Source organism: Natrinema caseinilyticum (genome assembly GCF_024227435.1).
Lineage (GTDB): Archaea > Halobacteriota > Halobacteria > Halobacteriales > Natrialbaceae > Natrinema > Natrinema caseinilyticum.
Genome location: NZ_CP100445.1, coordinates 2,467,923 through 2,482,280 on the forward strand (window position 1 = coordinate 2,467,923; position 14,358 = coordinate 2,482,280).

The 14,358-nt window shown below is 62.8% G+C and carries 15 protein-coding genes and 1 tRNA gene; 6 read left to right on the plus strand and 10 right to left on the minus strand.

Annotation, left to right across the window (positions count from 1 at the left end; all coding sequences use genetic code 11):
* The first annotated feature begins 476 nt into the window (after positions 1-476).
* Positions 477-671, plus strand: a complete 195-nt coding sequence (locus NJT13_RS12080) for an outer membrane protein assembly factor BamB family protein (protein ID WP_254521888.1) — start codon at positions 477-479, stop codon at positions 669-671.
* Positions 668-976, plus strand: a complete 309-nt coding sequence (locus NJT13_RS12085) for a hypothetical protein (RefSeq protein ID WP_254521889.1) — start codon at positions 668-670, stop codon at positions 974-976. Before NJT13_RS12080 ends, NJT13_RS12085 begins: the two co-directional genes overlap by 4 nt.
* A gap of 163 nt (positions 977-1,139) precedes the next feature.
* Here the strand turns inward: NJT13_RS12085 and NJT13_RS12090 are convergent, their stop codons facing one another.
* Positions 1,140-2,201, minus strand: coding sequence for a zinc-dependent alcohol dehydrogenase family protein (locus NJT13_RS12090; RefSeq protein ID WP_254521890.1), 1,062 nt, complete (start codon positions 2,199-2,201; stop codon positions 1,140-1,142).
* A 210-nt stretch (positions 2,202-2,411) separates the two neighbouring features.
* On the opposite strand from NJT13_RS12090, the gene NJT13_RS12095 reads away from it, so the two are divergent.
* The gene (locus NJT13_RS12095) at positions 2,412-4,184 is read left to right on the plus strand and encodes an outer membrane protein assembly factor BamB family protein (RefSeq protein WP_254521891.1); all 1,773 of its coding nucleotides are present in this window, start codon (positions 2,412-2,414) and stop codon (positions 4,182-4,184) included.
* Positions 4,185-4,226: 42 nt separating this feature from the next.
* Here the strand turns inward: NJT13_RS12095 and NJT13_RS12100 are convergent, their stop codons facing one another.
* Positions 4,227-5,234 carry a DUF5784 family protein gene (locus tag NJT13_RS12100; protein WP_254525455.1) on the minus strand — a complete coding sequence of 336 codons (1,008 nt, stop codon included), beginning with the start codon at positions 5,232-5,234 and terminating at the stop codon, positions 4,227-4,229.
* A 179-nt stretch (positions 5,235-5,413) separates the two neighbouring features.
* On the opposite strand from NJT13_RS12100, the gene NJT13_RS12105 reads away from it, so the two are divergent.
* Positions 5,414-5,587 carry a DUF5786 family protein gene (locus NJT13_RS12105; RefSeq protein ID WP_254521892.1) on the plus strand — a complete coding sequence of 58 codons (174 nt, stop codon included), beginning with the start codon at positions 5,414-5,416 and terminating at the stop codon, positions 5,585-5,587.
* 103 nt (positions 5,588-5,690) lie between these two features.
* Here NJT13_RS12105 and NJT13_RS12110 read toward each other — a convergent pair whose 3' ends face one another.
* Positions 5,691-6,701 carry a YkgJ family cysteine cluster protein gene (locus tag NJT13_RS12110; RefSeq protein WP_254521893.1) on the minus strand — a complete coding sequence of 337 codons (1,011 nt, stop codon included), beginning with the start codon at positions 6,699-6,701 and terminating at the stop codon, positions 5,691-5,693.
* A 162-nt stretch (positions 6,702-6,863) separates the two neighbouring features.
* On the opposite strand from NJT13_RS12110, the gene NJT13_RS12115 reads away from it, so the two are divergent.
* A complete protein-coding gene (locus NJT13_RS12115) occupies positions 6,864-7,109 on the plus strand; it encodes a DUF7561 family protein (RefSeq protein ID WP_254521894.1) in 246 nt (81 codons plus the stop codon).
* Positions 7,110-7,376: 267 nt separating this feature from the next.
* Here the strand turns inward: NJT13_RS12115 and NJT13_RS12120 are convergent, their stop codons facing one another.
* The 5 genes from NJT13_RS12120 to NJT13_RS12135 form a co-directional block, all read right to left on the minus strand.
* Positions 7,377-8,291, minus strand: a complete 915-nt coding sequence (locus NJT13_RS12120; protein WP_254521895.1) for a DUF8008 family protein — start codon at positions 8,289-8,291, stop codon at positions 7,377-7,379.
* 328 nt (positions 8,292-8,619) lie between these two features.
* Positions 8,620-8,814, minus strand: coding sequence for a hypothetical protein (locus NJT13_RS12125; protein WP_254521896.1), 195 nt, complete (start codon positions 8,812-8,814; stop codon positions 8,620-8,622).
* A gap of 831 nt (positions 8,815-9,645) precedes the next feature.
* Positions 9,646-10,101, minus strand: a complete 456-nt coding sequence (locus tag NJT13_RS12130) for a hypothetical protein (RefSeq protein ID WP_254521897.1) — start codon at positions 10,099-10,101, stop codon at positions 9,646-9,648.
* Between the two features lie 121 nt (positions 10,102-10,222).
* Positions 10,223-10,450 (minus strand): type II toxin-antitoxin system HicB family antitoxin, encoded by a 228-nt coding sequence (locus NJT13_RS23495; protein ID WP_425499753.1) that lies wholly within the window; start codon positions 10,448-10,450, stop codon positions 10,223-10,225.
* A gap of 376 nt (positions 10,451-10,826) precedes the next feature.
* Positions 10,827-10,915 (minus strand) — tRNA-Gly (locus NJT13_RS12135).
* A 242-nt stretch (positions 10,916-11,157) separates the two neighbouring features.
* On the opposite strand from NJT13_RS12135, the gene NJT13_RS12140 reads away from it, so the two are divergent.
* Positions 11,158-13,026, plus strand: coding sequence for a helicase C-terminal domain-containing protein (locus NJT13_RS12140; RefSeq protein WP_254525456.1), 1,869 nt, complete (start codon positions 11,158-11,160; stop codon positions 13,024-13,026).
* Between the two features lie 372 nt (positions 13,027-13,398).
* On the opposite strand, the gene NJT13_RS12145 is transcribed toward NJT13_RS12140, so the two are convergent.
* Positions 13,399-13,848, minus strand: coding sequence for an HVO_A0114 family putative DNA-binding protein (locus NJT13_RS12145; RefSeq protein ID WP_254521898.1), 450 nt, complete (start codon positions 13,846-13,848; stop codon positions 13,399-13,401).
* Between the two features lie 22 nt (positions 13,849-13,870).
* Positions 13,871-14,209, minus strand: a complete 339-nt coding sequence (locus NJT13_RS12150) for a toxin-antitoxin system TumE family protein (RefSeq protein WP_254521899.1) — start codon at positions 14,207-14,209, stop codon at positions 13,871-13,873.
* Between the last annotated feature and the right edge of the window lie 149 nt (positions 14,210-14,358).

Genomic DNA, 14,358 nt, shown 5'->3' on the forward strand with positions numbered 1-14,358 from the left:
GTCCGTTGCGATCACCGCAATGGTCTCCGTTCGTGCGGTCGCGAGAGATTCGTGTCAGGTTATTACCCGATGCCGGCAACTCGTTTTTCGAAACGAGACGAGAGTATACGATAGATCCTGTGAATACGTTTGAATGTCTCGTCGATCATATTTTTCGAATCGCTAACTAGAGTGGTTACGATTTCCGCGGAGACGACGCGCATGACGTGAGATATTACCAGACGGGTAGTTAATTGGAAATCCACGAATGCTGTACGTATGGTTGAAAGAGATGGTGATAACCTAGAGGATCACTCACTCACCGCGACGCCGAACCGTCGCCGGGTGCTGCAAGCTACCGTGGGTGCTTGTGCGACCTCTGTAGTCGGTATCGGGAGCGTCGGGGCTGTAAGGGGGGAAAATACTGGTGGTGACGAAAAGTGGGGAGTCGAGTTTACGGACGGGGCGGACCTCTCAGGCCCACTTTGTCACCCGTGGTGGATGGCTCCCTCTTCGCGAACTACGACAGTTCCGTGTACGCGTTGGATGCTGCGACGGGTGACGAAGCGTGGCAGTTCGCCGCCGACGAAGCAATCACCCAGCCGAGGATAGCGGACGGCACCGTCTTCGTTGCGAGCGACTACACGACGGTACACGCACTGGATACTGGTATCCAGAACTCGAGCGAGTGACCGGTACTGGCGGTGATTCGCCGGACAGCGGCGATGAAACGGACGGTACCGGATCGGATCCCGACGATGGCTCGGGAGACGGTGGTGGCAACGAATCGAACGAGCGTCCGCCAGACGCTGAGACGAACGAATCCGCCTCCGATCCGGCAGAGTCCGGTGACGACGAGTCCGACGACGGTTCGGCGGACACCGCCGACGAGACACCCGGGATGGGAATTTCCACGGCGGTAACGAGCCTCGGCGGCGTCGGCTATCTGTTGAAACGGCGTTTCGAACGCCTCGAATCCGACGACGAAACAGCGTAGCCGCCGTTCGGCGTACCGATTTTGTGGCCGCCCAGCGCGGTGACTTCGGCGTACCGATTTTGCGACCGCCCAGCGCGGTGACTGCAGTGGCAGACGCGTCCCACACACCGGTCCGGAGACGATCGGTGTGTGTCGTACCGATCGTCACCCGGCCGTTCCCGCTTCAGAACTCGTCGATAACCGGAATGCCGACCGTCTCGAAGTCGGTCATCGCCTCGAGTTTGTCGCTGACGTCCTCGAGGCCGATCGTCTCGGAGACGACCCCCGACGGTCGGAGTTTCCCGGTCGCGACCATCCGGAAGATCTCGTCGTAGCGGGTCACCGGCATGCCGAGCGAGCCGATAAATTCGATCTCGCCCATGACCATCGCGTCCGTCGGGAGGTGGATCATCCCCTGTTCCTCCTGGGTCGTGAGTCCGACCTGGATGTGTTGGCCGCGCGTGTCGAGACTCCCTACGGAGTTCTGGCTCGTCGTTTCGATCCCGAGGGCGTCCATCGCGATGGCCGCCCCGCCGTCGGTGATTCCCTTCACTTCGCGCGGGACGTTATCCACGTCCTCGGCGTTGATCGTCTCGACGGCCCCGAGTTCGCGGGCCTTCTCGAGTTTCTCGTCTTTGAGGTCGACCGCGATGACGTTGCCGCCCAGCGCGTCGGCGATGTGGACCGCCGAGAGACCGACGCCGCCGCAACCGTGGATCGCTACCCAGTCGCCGGCCCCGACGTCGGCGCGGTGGGCAAGCGCGTGGAACGACGTCATGAAACGACAGCCGAGGCCGGCCATGTCGACCGACGAGACGCCCTCGGGGAGTTTCACGAGGTTGTGATCCGCGATCGGGACGTGAACCTGTTCCGCGAACGCGCCCTGGACCTCCTGGATGAAGCCGAGCGGCATCACGTTCTCGCAGGTGTTGGAGTGGCCCCGCTGGCACTGCGGACACACCCCGTCGCCGAGGTTGAACGGGACCGCGACGTGGTCTCCCTCGTCGATCTCCTCGACGTCGTCGCCGACGGCGACGACCCGGCCGGCGGGTTCGTGGCCGAGAATCTGGCCAGGCTGTGTCTCGATGCCGAGCCATCCCCAGTCACCCTGCCAGCCGTGCCAGTCGCTCCGGCAGACGCCGCAGGCTTCGACCGCGACGACCGCACCGGTCGGCGTCGGATCGGGTGCGTCGACGTCTTCGATCGATAGCGGTTCCGCGTGCTCCTCGAGGACTGCTGCGCGCATGGTGTGCGCCTCGTTCTCAACCCACAAATACGTACGAGTCCGTTTCACCGGCTGAGAGTTCGAGTCCCTCGAGCTGTCCCCGTCGGATACCTTATTTACCTCCGCGAGCCGGTATTTCTCTCGTTATACGACACAGTTCCCGGACGCTTTGCTGTTGATCGGTTTTTACCGGTCCTATTACTATGGGTGTTGCTGACCCACAGAAATCGCATGGAAAAAAGGCAGCAGGAAGGCGGTGGGGATCGGCCAGTTGTGCGCGGGGTAGACCGACGGCGGTTCCTGCAGGGGACGACGGGCGTCGGTCTGCTGGCAGCGGCAAGCATCGGACGCGTCACGTCGGTCGCGTCACGGGGTACACCCACTGCTGACCCACGATGGCAGCGAGAATTTCCGTCGGCCGATCCGTCACAATTTACCGTGGGCGACGAGTTCGTCTTTGCGTCTCGATCGAAAGAGGGTGAGTCGACTGGAACGTCCGTGATCGCACTGGATATCGACACCGGGGACGAAGCGTGGCGGTTTGACCTCGGGGCCCAGTCGATCGAGCCCGTGGCAGTCGCGAACGATACGCTGCTCGTGGCGACAGAAATCGACTATTTCGGGGACCAACCTGGAATCTTGCTAGCGCTGGATGTGACCACGGGTGACGAAATATGGCGTGCTGACACCGATACTGTCGAGGATACATTTCACAGAATCGTAGCGGCGGACGGAATCGTCTACGCTAAAACCCTGACTGCTGACCTGTACGCGTTCGACGTGGACACGGGTGAGAAACGGTGGCACTCCGATGCCGAGTACCGGTGGGACACCGATACCGAGGACAGTACCAGTCTGTTTCTCGATTTCCATTTCCAGATCGCCGGTGGCAACGTATTGCTCGAAAAATGGGACGCCGATGGCAAAAATCCCCTGCTCGCCCTCGATGCGACTACGGACGAGGAAGTCTGGGAGTTCACGACAGACGAGGACGGGGATGGTTCTCTCGTACGTAATGGCGCCGTCTACGTCGGGGGTGGTGATACCCTGTCCGTCTTGAATGCGAAGACGGGCGAAGTGGAATGGACGTTCACTGCGAACGAGAGGTGGACGACTCCGTTGTCGATCGCCGACGGAACTCTCTTTCTCCAGAGTAATCGCACTGTGGTGCCAGACTCTGGCTCCGTCGAATACCCTACCACGTTGTACGCAGTCGATATACAGACCGGCGAAGAACGGTGGCAGAATGATGAGTTTCACTTGAATGATACGATCGTCTCTGATGGCTCGCTACTGGGGAGGCGTGACGACTCCTTGTATAGTATAAACGTGTCCTCTGGTGCGGAAGAGTGGCACACAACTGGTGGGAACGAATGGAACTTTGGGGACGTGGATATCACCACGGGGCCTCTGGTGGACGACACGCTATTTTTCCTGGACGAGGAGGTGTCGAAGTCCGGATCTGCCGTATACGCACTGGACATCTCGTCCGGAACGTCGGAGGTATTCTTCTCCACGGACAGTCCCTCCACTGACATTGCAACCCGGAACGGATCACTCTTCGTCGGGACCGAAACTCACCTCTACGCGCTGGACGTCGACGGTGGCTCGAAGGAGGATGCGGGCGATTCCGAATCCGGCGATTCGGACTCGAACTCGGGTGATAAATCGTCGGAGAGCGGAGACGACGGTGATTGGGGGAACGAGTCACCGGAGAGTGGAAGCGACGGCGAATCCGGGGATTCGAGCTCCGGAACAGGCGACAACGAGACGTCCGGGGGCGACGCGGCGTCGGATAACAGCTCGTCGGGGACTGGCGACGGTGGCTCCGCCGATTCTTCGGCGGATGGAGGATCGGGATCCGCCGATCCCGCGGGGGACGACTCGAGAGCGAACGGAGACGAGACGCCCGGGATGGGGATTCCCGCGGCAGTGACGAGTCTCGGCGGGATCGGGTACGCGTTGAAACGGCGAGTACAGCACCTCGAGTCGGACGACTCGTGATCGATCTGGAACCGTCGCCCGCTAACAGGGCGGAAACCGCCGTCAGTCCAGAAACTCGAGGGCGTCGCCCAGTTCGAGAGGCACCGATCCCTTCCGGTAGCCTTCGACGCGGCCGTTCGGCCGGGCGCGGTAGACGACGGCCGGGCGGTGGCGCACGTCTGGTTGCTCGCCGCGGACGGCGGCCCAGGCGTCGTCGCGAAAACTCGAGCAGTCGACGAACAGGACCGCGCCGCCGCCGTGTTCGGCCAGTTGGCCGTTCGTTTTCGTCTCGGCGGTGTCGCGGACGGCGGCCACGGGGCCGGAGGCGGCCCGTTTTTGCGGCGGCTGTGGGCGCGTGACTTCTACGAGGACGTTGGTATCGTCGTTTTCCGCCCGGAAGTCGAGCGAGTGACCGGTCGTCACCTCGATTTCGGGGACCACGTCGTAGCCCGCCTCGGTGAGGATTTTCGCGGCGATGAACTCGGCCATCGCGGCGCTCATCCGGACGCGATCGACGTGGTCGCTCGTCCCGAGTTTGCCCGACATGACGTGGCGGTAGTCGTCCAGGACGCCGGTTCGCAGGAATTCTTCGAAGAAACGGGTCGTCTCGCGGCGGCCGGCATCGGGAAAGCCGGCGTCGTGGTCGCGAAAGAACGCGCGCGTCGATTCGCGGCCGTCCTTGGACATGAACACCGGGAGGAAAAACCACGAGAGATGGGGATACTCGGCGAGCCAGGGGGCTTGCTCGTGGAGCGTCGCGGTCAGTTCTCGCTTCGCCCATCGCGAGACGTGATAGGGAACCTCCCGCCAGCCGAACTTATCGGTCTTCCACAGCGCGGAGGGGGTCTGCGTGTTGCCCATCCAGTAGGCCTCGTCGTCGGTACGCGCGAAGAGGGCGACGTCGCCGTTTTCCATCTCGAAGCGGTGTGATTGCCAACCGCCGCCGATTTTGAACCACGGCGTGACGGCGCGAGCCCCGATATTCGATTGGAGCGATCTGAGAATGTCGTGTTGCACTCGCCCGTCGCTCCACGACTGGGGCGAGTATCGAAAGCGTAGCGGCCGTGCCACGTTGCTCAGTAGGAGATGGGGGTGCATATACTGTTCGCTGCCGGCGGTGACCGGTTCCGGTCGATTCGCCAGCCCCATCGCGGCAAGCGCTTTGCTGTCCCGAGGCGGGTCACCGGCTCGGAGCGTATGATCGACCGTTACATTAATAATCGTCTCTCCCATACATGTGTACACTTACCATGTCAATGGGTGCCTATGACGAAGACGAACACGAGCGACGCGAACAACAGGCCTCGACGGTTGACGCGGATTTCGACGACGAGCGGACGATCTACCACGGCCAGGTCGAGTACGACTCCGGCGAATCCGCAGAAGAACTCCTCGACCAGTTCGAGCAGATAAAATCGGAGTAACGACGATCGGCCCGATATTTCTCACTCCCCGTTCTTCGATACCACGTTCCCACGCAGCCACGGCGCTCTGTCGCCCCTCTCGTCCCGTTCACCTCGATGCCCGTCACTCGAGGGCATCCCAGCCCGGCGTTTCGGGTGCGCCACGTTCGACCTCGACGGCGTCGGCGACGTCCGGCGGTGGAACGGCCCCGACGCCCTCCCGGTGGCGCCGGTGCCAGTCGCGGATTGCCGGACCGACCCACGGTTCGCGTTCCGCCGACGAGTCGGCGCCTTCACCCTCGAGCACTCGCGCTTTCGCCCACCCGTAGTGGTGATCGGAAATCGCGAGCGTCCCGGGACTCGAGGCGGCGGCGACCGCGATCGCCTCGGCGCGATCCCGCCGCGTGAGTTCGCCTGCCGCCGCCCGACCGACGATTCCCGCGAGATCGGCCGGTCGCGGATGGGAGAACAGCTTCGCACCGAGCGCCTGCGAGCCCAGTAGCAGTCCCTCCGTATCGTCGGAGTCGGCCTCGAGTAGCCGGTCACCGCCGACGGCCGCTTCGACGCGTTCGCACTCGGTTTCCTGCTCGAGCGCGAGATTGTACGCGGGATACGATCCGCACTCGTCCGGAAAGAGATCGCTCTCGTGGATCCGACACTGGAGGGTCGTCGGATCGAGGAAGACGCAACTCGGGAGCCACGTCGGCTCCTCGCGGCCGAACGGGGCGACCGGCTTCGGCGGCTTGCGAAGGCCCACGAAGAACGCGGGCCGACCCGCGACGGCGGCGACGGTGTGGCCGTCCACTTCGACCCCCTCGCTCTCGTCGCGAGCCTCCCAGAACCGCGGGGTGAGCGCGTCGCCCATCCCCGCCTCGAGGAACGCCCGCACCTCGTCGCGGGTCAGCGCGACGAAGTTCGGATCGTCGTCGAGCGGCTTCCGGGACGGGGCGTCTCCGTCCACGCCGTCGATGGGGTCGCGCCGTCGACGAGGCCGGCGCCCGGAATCGCGGTCCCCGCCGCTCCCGTACTCGCCCCCGTTCTCGCCGCTGTTCGCGTCGGTCGATTCCGAGTCGCCCTCGAGCAGCGATCGCCAATCCATACAACAGCCGGCACAGCCCTCGCAGTTCACCTCCATGCCACTCCGTACGATGCTACGGCGTATAACCGCTGTGCGGGCACCGACCTCGAACGTTCGATGAACGGACACCGATCTCGAGCATCCGCTATCTGGTTACAGCTCTCGAGCGCCGACTCCGTCGGAGGAACGATTTTCACCGTTCGGATCCCATCCTTACGCATGTCGAAGGCTTCGTGCGACGGCTGCGGCCGGACGGTCACGGTTTCGGGTGGCATCGCCAACCTCTGGTCGTTCGGGACGGACGCCGGCACCGTCGGGACCGCGATCTCCCTGGAACTCGAGGACGGGACGAAACACCTGCTTTGTTATCCGTGTCTCGAGGCGATCCCCGACCATCCGACCGTCGAGGACGTCGAGCGACTCGAGCAGGTCGACGAGAAATCCTCGCGTCTTCGGACCCGGTGATTCGACGGGTGTGTGATTCTTTCGGCCGTCGCGGAGAGTGTCGCGTGGCGGATCGTTCGTTCTGAGTGGAAACCGAGGGCCTCGAGAGATACCTGGTGTCCTCGGATGCGCCACTCGAGGCGGTCTCGAGCGCTGACCGACGACGACCGATCGAACGGTGGACCAGCAGGTACCGAGACCGTGCGGGCTGGTGCCGGTGGCGCTGATCGGTCGTCCAAGAGGTCCGCGAACGGCCAGGGTGGCGGTGACCCGCTCCCGTGGCCACCGCTATCCGTGGACGTCGGCTGTCCCCGGTGAGTCCGTCTGAACCGTGCGTTCGCCCGGTATCGACGCGTCAGTCTTCACCAGCACCCGTCGCTCCGTGTACGACAGGCCGTTCTTCCGCTCTGTCGTCCGTCGGACCGCCAGGCGGTTGTTCGAGAACTCGAGCAGGGCGTCGATGGTTCGCGAGACGAGTTTCTTCGCGTAGGCGTCCGAAATCCCGCGCTCCTGTCGGCGGATCCAGTGTTTCATGTCGCCGGCTGTGACGTACTCGCGGACGGTTTTGCATCCCGTTCGCCACGGATCGTCACCGACGTCGGGATCGGCTCGCGCTCGCCAGAGCTTCGCGGCCAGTCTGGACGGGAGCGCGTTCGTCGTCGACCGGAGCATGTCGTCGTCCATCCGGGCGAGTTGCTGGATCGGCAGGAGGTCGGCGTGGGACAGTCCGATCGAGTCGCCCCGGTCGAGCGGGTCGTCGGCGTCCGGAACGCGCACGCACGTGACATCGTCGTCTCTGGTGAACCGCTCGAGGTATTCGACCTGATCCTCGAGGGCATCCGGATCGACGTGATCGGCGCGGAGGTGTGCGCCCTTCTCGAGTTCCCGCGTCTGCAGTTCGGCGATGCGGGCTTTGTTCGCGCCGGCTTTCTTCAGGGCCGCTCGAGCGAGGGCTTCCCGACGGTCGTTCTCGGTCCGGGTTTCCTCGAGTTCCGCCTCGAGCGTCTCGATGCGTTCCCGCTGGGTGTTGATTCGATCGTTCTGGGTTTCGATCTGTTCACGCTGGGTGTCGATCCGGTCGTTCTGTACGGAGACCGTCTCCCGGAGGGTTTCGTTCTCGCTCTCGAGGTCGGCAACGCGAGTTTCGAGTCGCTCTATGCGGTCATGAATCGATGCGTCGCTGGTGGTATCGGTGGATGGCATGTGATCTGTGAGAGTGGTCCGCGACTGGGTTCGCTCAGAACGGTGCCGTCGCTCGGCCGTCGATCGGTTGGGACAGCGCCGTCGCTCCCGTGATGGGTTCACCGGCCGCCTCGAGTTCGCGTACGTGCTCGAGACAACACGACGATGTCGAGTCGCGTACTTGATCGAGGCGACTTGACGACGGCGTGGCCACTGACTGTCAGTGGCCGTTCGCTGCGGGAGCACCGTTCCGGAGGTGGGCTATGCGGTGGTGCTCGTCAGGCAGCCGTGGCGACGGCGGGCTCGTGGGCGGTCGCACCGACAGTTGATGGGAACGTGTGCGCGGCCGTCATCGGTCGCCCTCCCGCGCGTCGTCCAACGTCTCGTCGGGGTCGAGTCGCTCGTATACGTGGATCGTCTCCTCTACGTTCTGGATCGCCGGGCCGAGCGACAGCGGCTCGACGAGTTGGCCGTCGAGCATCCCGATTTCCGAAAGGACCTCCTCGAGGCGGACTCGAGTGTGGTCGTGAGCGGTGGGTGTCATTGGAGAGCGGTCTCCGCGTGTTCGGCACGTTCGAGACCATCGTGAATGGATTCTAACGCCGTGACGGACCGGATCGTGGGTCGGACAGCCCTGGTTCTCGATCTGGTTTGGCTAGCGACTGCGCGCAGATTGATCTGAGGAAGTCTCGTTTCTCCCTTCTCTTCCGAAACCGTTTCGTGAGTCTGCCTGAGTATACTCATTGCTGGTGATTCCAGCACGGTCGAGGGTGTTGTCGCACCCGCGGCCACTTTTGGGGCCGATTCCCGTGCTCAATTACACCAGATTTTGTTCTGGATTAAAAGTTTGTCGATACGCCAATGCTATACGGTTTGCCGATCTACTATGACGTATCGGGGAGTTAGTTGGCAGTTCGAAATGTACTATTGACTGGATGAGTCAGCCTACGAGTATGGCCATCCAGTATACGAGATCTATGATCGCGATACTCGACTGGTTCGACGAACAGCCCTGCTCCTGTGCGACGATCGGCCATATCTCCGACGATACTGGATTCTCGCGCGAAACGACCAGGAACAATCTCAAACAACTCATGGCAGGTGACTACGCCGAAGTACGTCACCGCCCAACCGGTGAGTACCGCCTTATCGAGGACCCAAGGCGAGATGACGAATAGACGAGGGTCCCATCCTCGAGCCCGCACTGAATCGAACGTTCCCTGGTTTCGACGCTGTTGAGCGAGTCGGCGATCATGATTTCGTCTGGGAAGACATCGACGAGTCGATTCTCAAGCCGCTCACGAACGATATCGAAACCGAAGGGTGACGGGTAGGAGCGAAAATATAGTAAGTGCGTGGTGGCAAACAGTCCGTCTTAATTTGAGTTATTTATCAATTTCATATCGACGAGATCCACTTCGACGACGGTTTTCTCGCCGGTCAGCGTGAGATACGTTTTTGTGCCGTTGACAGTGCCCCAGAGTTCCACCATGTCGTCTTCGCGAAACGGGTCGCCGTTCCAAAGTCCGTACAGATAATGGCCGTTGCGGGCGTCGGCCGTCTTGAGTCTTAGAATAAACTCTTGATAGCCGTCTTTCGATTCCGGAATGTCCGTGATTTCGACGTTCGAGTACGTTACTGGCTCGCCTTTGTACTCACTGACATTCCGATATAACTCATCGTAGGGCACCGTCTCTGCGTTTTCTTTCACTGATTCTACGTCGGGGTCATTCAGAACAGGAATATCCGACTGATCGATATCGTAATAGACGACGCCGGCAGAGCCAAGTCCGACTGTCGGGATCGCCATGAGCGCGGTTCGGCGATTCATGACACGCACATCACAGGTCGGTCTCAAAAGAATGTCGGCTATTATGGTAATTTTGTTTAGAAGTTAGCTATCGTCGGCTCTGGTGAATCACTAGGTAGCGCCGGTTTAGTGTCTTGACACATCAGAGCCAAGGTGCCGTCGATGGCTCCGTTTCCTCGTCACTTTCGGGGGCTGGCCGCGCGTGTAACTCGAGGGCTTCAGTAAGGTTCGCTATCGCTTCGATTTTCGTCTCGCCTTGGCTCGCAACCCCTGTGGATTCGTCTCTCGCGACGTACCACCGGTCTGTGATGGTGATGGTTTCGCCGTTCGAATCACGTCGGGATTGCACTCCTATATCTACTACTACCACCGGACGAGTGAAATGCTTTCCAACAGTCTTCGATGCTTTTGCACGAGGACGATGACCATCCCGATCTCGGGACGACGCACGTTCAACTCGAGGCCGGGTTCACGAACTGGCACAGATCGACGTCGAAGCGCCACTGGCGTTCCTCGAGAGCTGCCTCGAGCGGCTTCCCGACGGACTCCAAAAAACGACCGAATACTGATTCTGCCGGCCCGCACGTCGGAACCGAGCAGGAGTGTTCGGGGGGTACCTCTGCGGCCGTCGGCGTTCGGGCCGACCGCCGCGCCCATGACAGTTGATCCATCCGACTGACACACCGTGGGAGCGTGAACACGGTCGCGATCCGCCGGCGGAATCACGGCACACCCAACGCCGTGAGCGGAAGGGGTGGGATTCGAACGCCACGAGGCATAGTGCCGCCGCGGAACCAGGTGGCACCGCGGTGCTCTTCCGCTGAGCGACCCTTCCGTACCCAAAGCCGAGGACGGCGTTCGTATTTGTAATCGGTCGGCTACCCCTCGGTCGATTCGCTCTCGGCTCCCGTAGGCGGTCGATACCGGCGGGTAGACGGCGGTTTCGGTGGGTAGATGGCGGTTTCGATACCGCTCGAGCGCGTCCACGATCGACGTCCGCTTCGCAGGACACGCCGTCGCATCACCTGGCGCGACAGTCCGCAGCATTTAGGACGCGGCCGCGCGGTGAGTCGAACGGTGAATCCCGAGCGGATCTTCGAGGCGTTTCCCGCGCCGAGTTATCGCGGGACGCAGCAACAGGCCCTCCGCGACATTCGCGACGCGTTCGCGGCCGGTAACGACGTCGTCCTCGTTCGCGCGCCGACGGGCAGCGGCAAGTCGCTGCTCGCCCGCGCGGTGGCCGGCTGTGCCCGCACGATCGAGGAGGGCGATCCCAGCGACGCGACGGGCGCGTACTACACGACGCCGCAGGTCTCCCAGCTCGACGACGTCGCGTCGGACGACCTGCTGGCCGATCTGAACGTCATCCGCGGCAAGTCGAACTACACGTGCATCCTGCCACACGAGCGGAACACGCCGGTCAATCAGGCGCCCTGCGTTCGCGAGCGGGGATACGATTGCTCGGTGAAACACCGGTGTCCGTACTTCTCGGACCGGGCGATCGCCTCGAACCGGGAGATCGCGGCGATGACGCTCGCCTATTTCATGCAGACTGCCGGGAGCGAGGTCTTTCGAACCCGCGACGTCGTCGTCGTCGACGAGGCCCACGGCCTCGCCGAGTGGGCGGAGATGTACGCGACGATTCAACTGGGGCCGCGAACCGTGCCCTTCTGGGACGAGTTGCGCGTTCCCGATATCGACTCGATCGAGCGAGCCGTCCGGTACGCCGAAAACCTCGCGGGAACCTGTACGCGCCGGAAGGACGAACTGCTCGCACAGGACTCGCTCTCTCCGGGCGAGGTGCGCGAACGCGACCGTCTGCAGGAACTCATCGGCGAACTCGAGTGGTTCGTCTCCGATTTCCGCGATCCGGAGAGTCCGACGACGTGGCTGGTCGATCAGTCCGAACCGCGCTCCCGCGACGACGGCGACGCTGAACGTGCCAGCGGGCACGCGAACGACCCGCCGGGTGGTCCCCTGACGATCAAGCCGATGAACCCCGAAAAGTACCTGCAACACACCGTCTGGGACCGGGGAAACAAGTTCGCGCTGTTGTCGGCGACGATCCTCAACAAGGACGCGTTCTGCCGGCAGGTCGGGCTCGATCCCGAGACCGTCGCGCTGATCGACGTCGAACACACGTTCCCCGTCGAGAACCGGCCGCTGTACGACGTCACGCAAGGGAAGATGACCTACGAGCGGCGATCGGAGACGACGCCGAAGATCGCCCGTACGATCGTCCGCCTCATGCAGCGCCACCCCGACGAGAAGGGGCTCATCCACGCCCACTCCTACGACATTCAGGAGCGTCTCGCCGACCTTCTGACCGACTTCGGCGTCGGCGACCGGATCCGGGTCCACGACCGCGACGGCCGCGACGCCGCCCTCGAGGCCTGGAAAGCCGCCGACGATCCCGACGTCTTCCTCTCGGTGAAGATGGAGGAGGCGCTCGACCTCAAGGGCGACCTCTGTCGCTGGCAGGTCATCTGTAAGGCGCCCTTCCTCAACACCGGCGACTCGCGGGTCGCCCACCGCCTCGAGGAGGGCCAGTGGGCGTGGTATTACCGGACGACGCTTCGGACCGTCATCCAGGCCTGTGGCCGAGTGGTCCGCGCGCCCGACGACCACGGGGCGACGTACCTCGCCGACTCGAGCCTGCTCGATTGCTTCGAGCGCGCCCGGACGGACATGCCGGACTGGTTCGAAGCGCAGGTCGACCGCATGGAGCAACCGGACCTCCCGGCGTTCGAGCCGCGTGCGGCGCTCGGCGACTCCGTCTCGAACTCGAACGCGGGAACGACGGCGGGAACCGGACCGACCGGGGACTCGAGCGGGAGCGAATCCGGCGGTCACGACGGGACGGACGGCGGCCCATCGCGGTCGCGCCGATCGCGGCGTTCGTCGCGCTCGAGCCCGCTCGCGGACGTCTGGGACACGGACGGGTAGCTCTTCGCCCGACCGGAACCGCCCTCCTAGAGGAGCGCCGTCGCGCCCCAGGCGACCATCGAGGACATCATGAGGAAGGCAAAGATGAGGGCGATGAGCTGGTTTCTGTCCATAGGGGATGCATTCGCTCCGCGAGTATCAATGTCACGACACCCCCGTCGACGTGGAGCCCTCTCGAGGGAGGACGGGCCGGCTACTCGAAGCGCGCGTCGACGACGACGTGTTCGACCCCCGCGCTGTGGCTCTTCACCCGCCGTTTCTCGAGGATCTCGAGCTCAGCGGGGCGTCGGCGGCTCCCTCGAGATGCTCGAGGGTTCGGTGGCTTCGGGTCGCTCGAAACGGAACTGGTTTGAAAATCCGTCCGCGACCTGCTTACGGCGCTGCGGCCATCGTGTCGCCAGTCTCCGGATCGAACGGGAGGTTGATGACGAGTTCGTCGAACCAGACGACCGGACGCTTGCTCTGTCCGTTCTCTTCGAAGAAAACGATTCCTAGCTGGGAGAGCCGACTGAGTTCCTCGTGGACGTTCTTGACGTCTCGGTCGACGGCTCGCGCAGCCCCGTTGATACTGGACGGCTCGGTCCGGCGGATGGCTTCGATGAGATCGAGCACGCGTGGCGTGAACGTCGCCATGAGTTCGTCGTAGCTGGTAAACGAGAGCGTCGGCGTCGAATCTACCGCGTCACCGCGTTCGAGCGCCTCGATGCCCTCGGTGACGTCGTCGTGGAACTCGTCGGGCGACTTCACCGTGACGATCAGCGTCGATTCGGCCCGAAGCTGTTCGCGCTCCATCGGGTGTAGCGGCGGCGTAGTATCGTTCATGGGTATCACCGTCGAGATCGCCTCACGTGACCACGAACTCGGTTTTCGGGACTTCGTCCCAGAACCGCTCCCAGAGTTCGACCATTCCGGGGAACTTGACGCGTTTCGGTTCGGGATCCGGTGCGAGATGGAGTTCGTGGCCTTTCGTGTCTTCGTGTAAATTGTCGAACCGGCGAATCGTACCGTCGCCGAGCGTTCGAGGCGGGTCAGGGACCGTCGCGCCGTAGTGGAGTTTGTAGGCCCATCCACACGGGTACGCGTCTCGGTCTGTCCGCATGCAGAACACGCGGACGACGGTTCCGTCGGGGTACTTTTCCCCACCGCTTACGCCATCGAGGTCGTCGCCGGTCAGCGAGGCCATCGTCGTCCGTTGGTACACCGACCAATACCATAAGGCCATTGGTCGCCGTACCAATGGAGGATATCGACCCCTCAGCGCGTGATTTACCGACTCCTCGAGACCACGCCACCCTGATCCCGTCGTAGCGAACCGTCTCGCGGTGGAGAGAA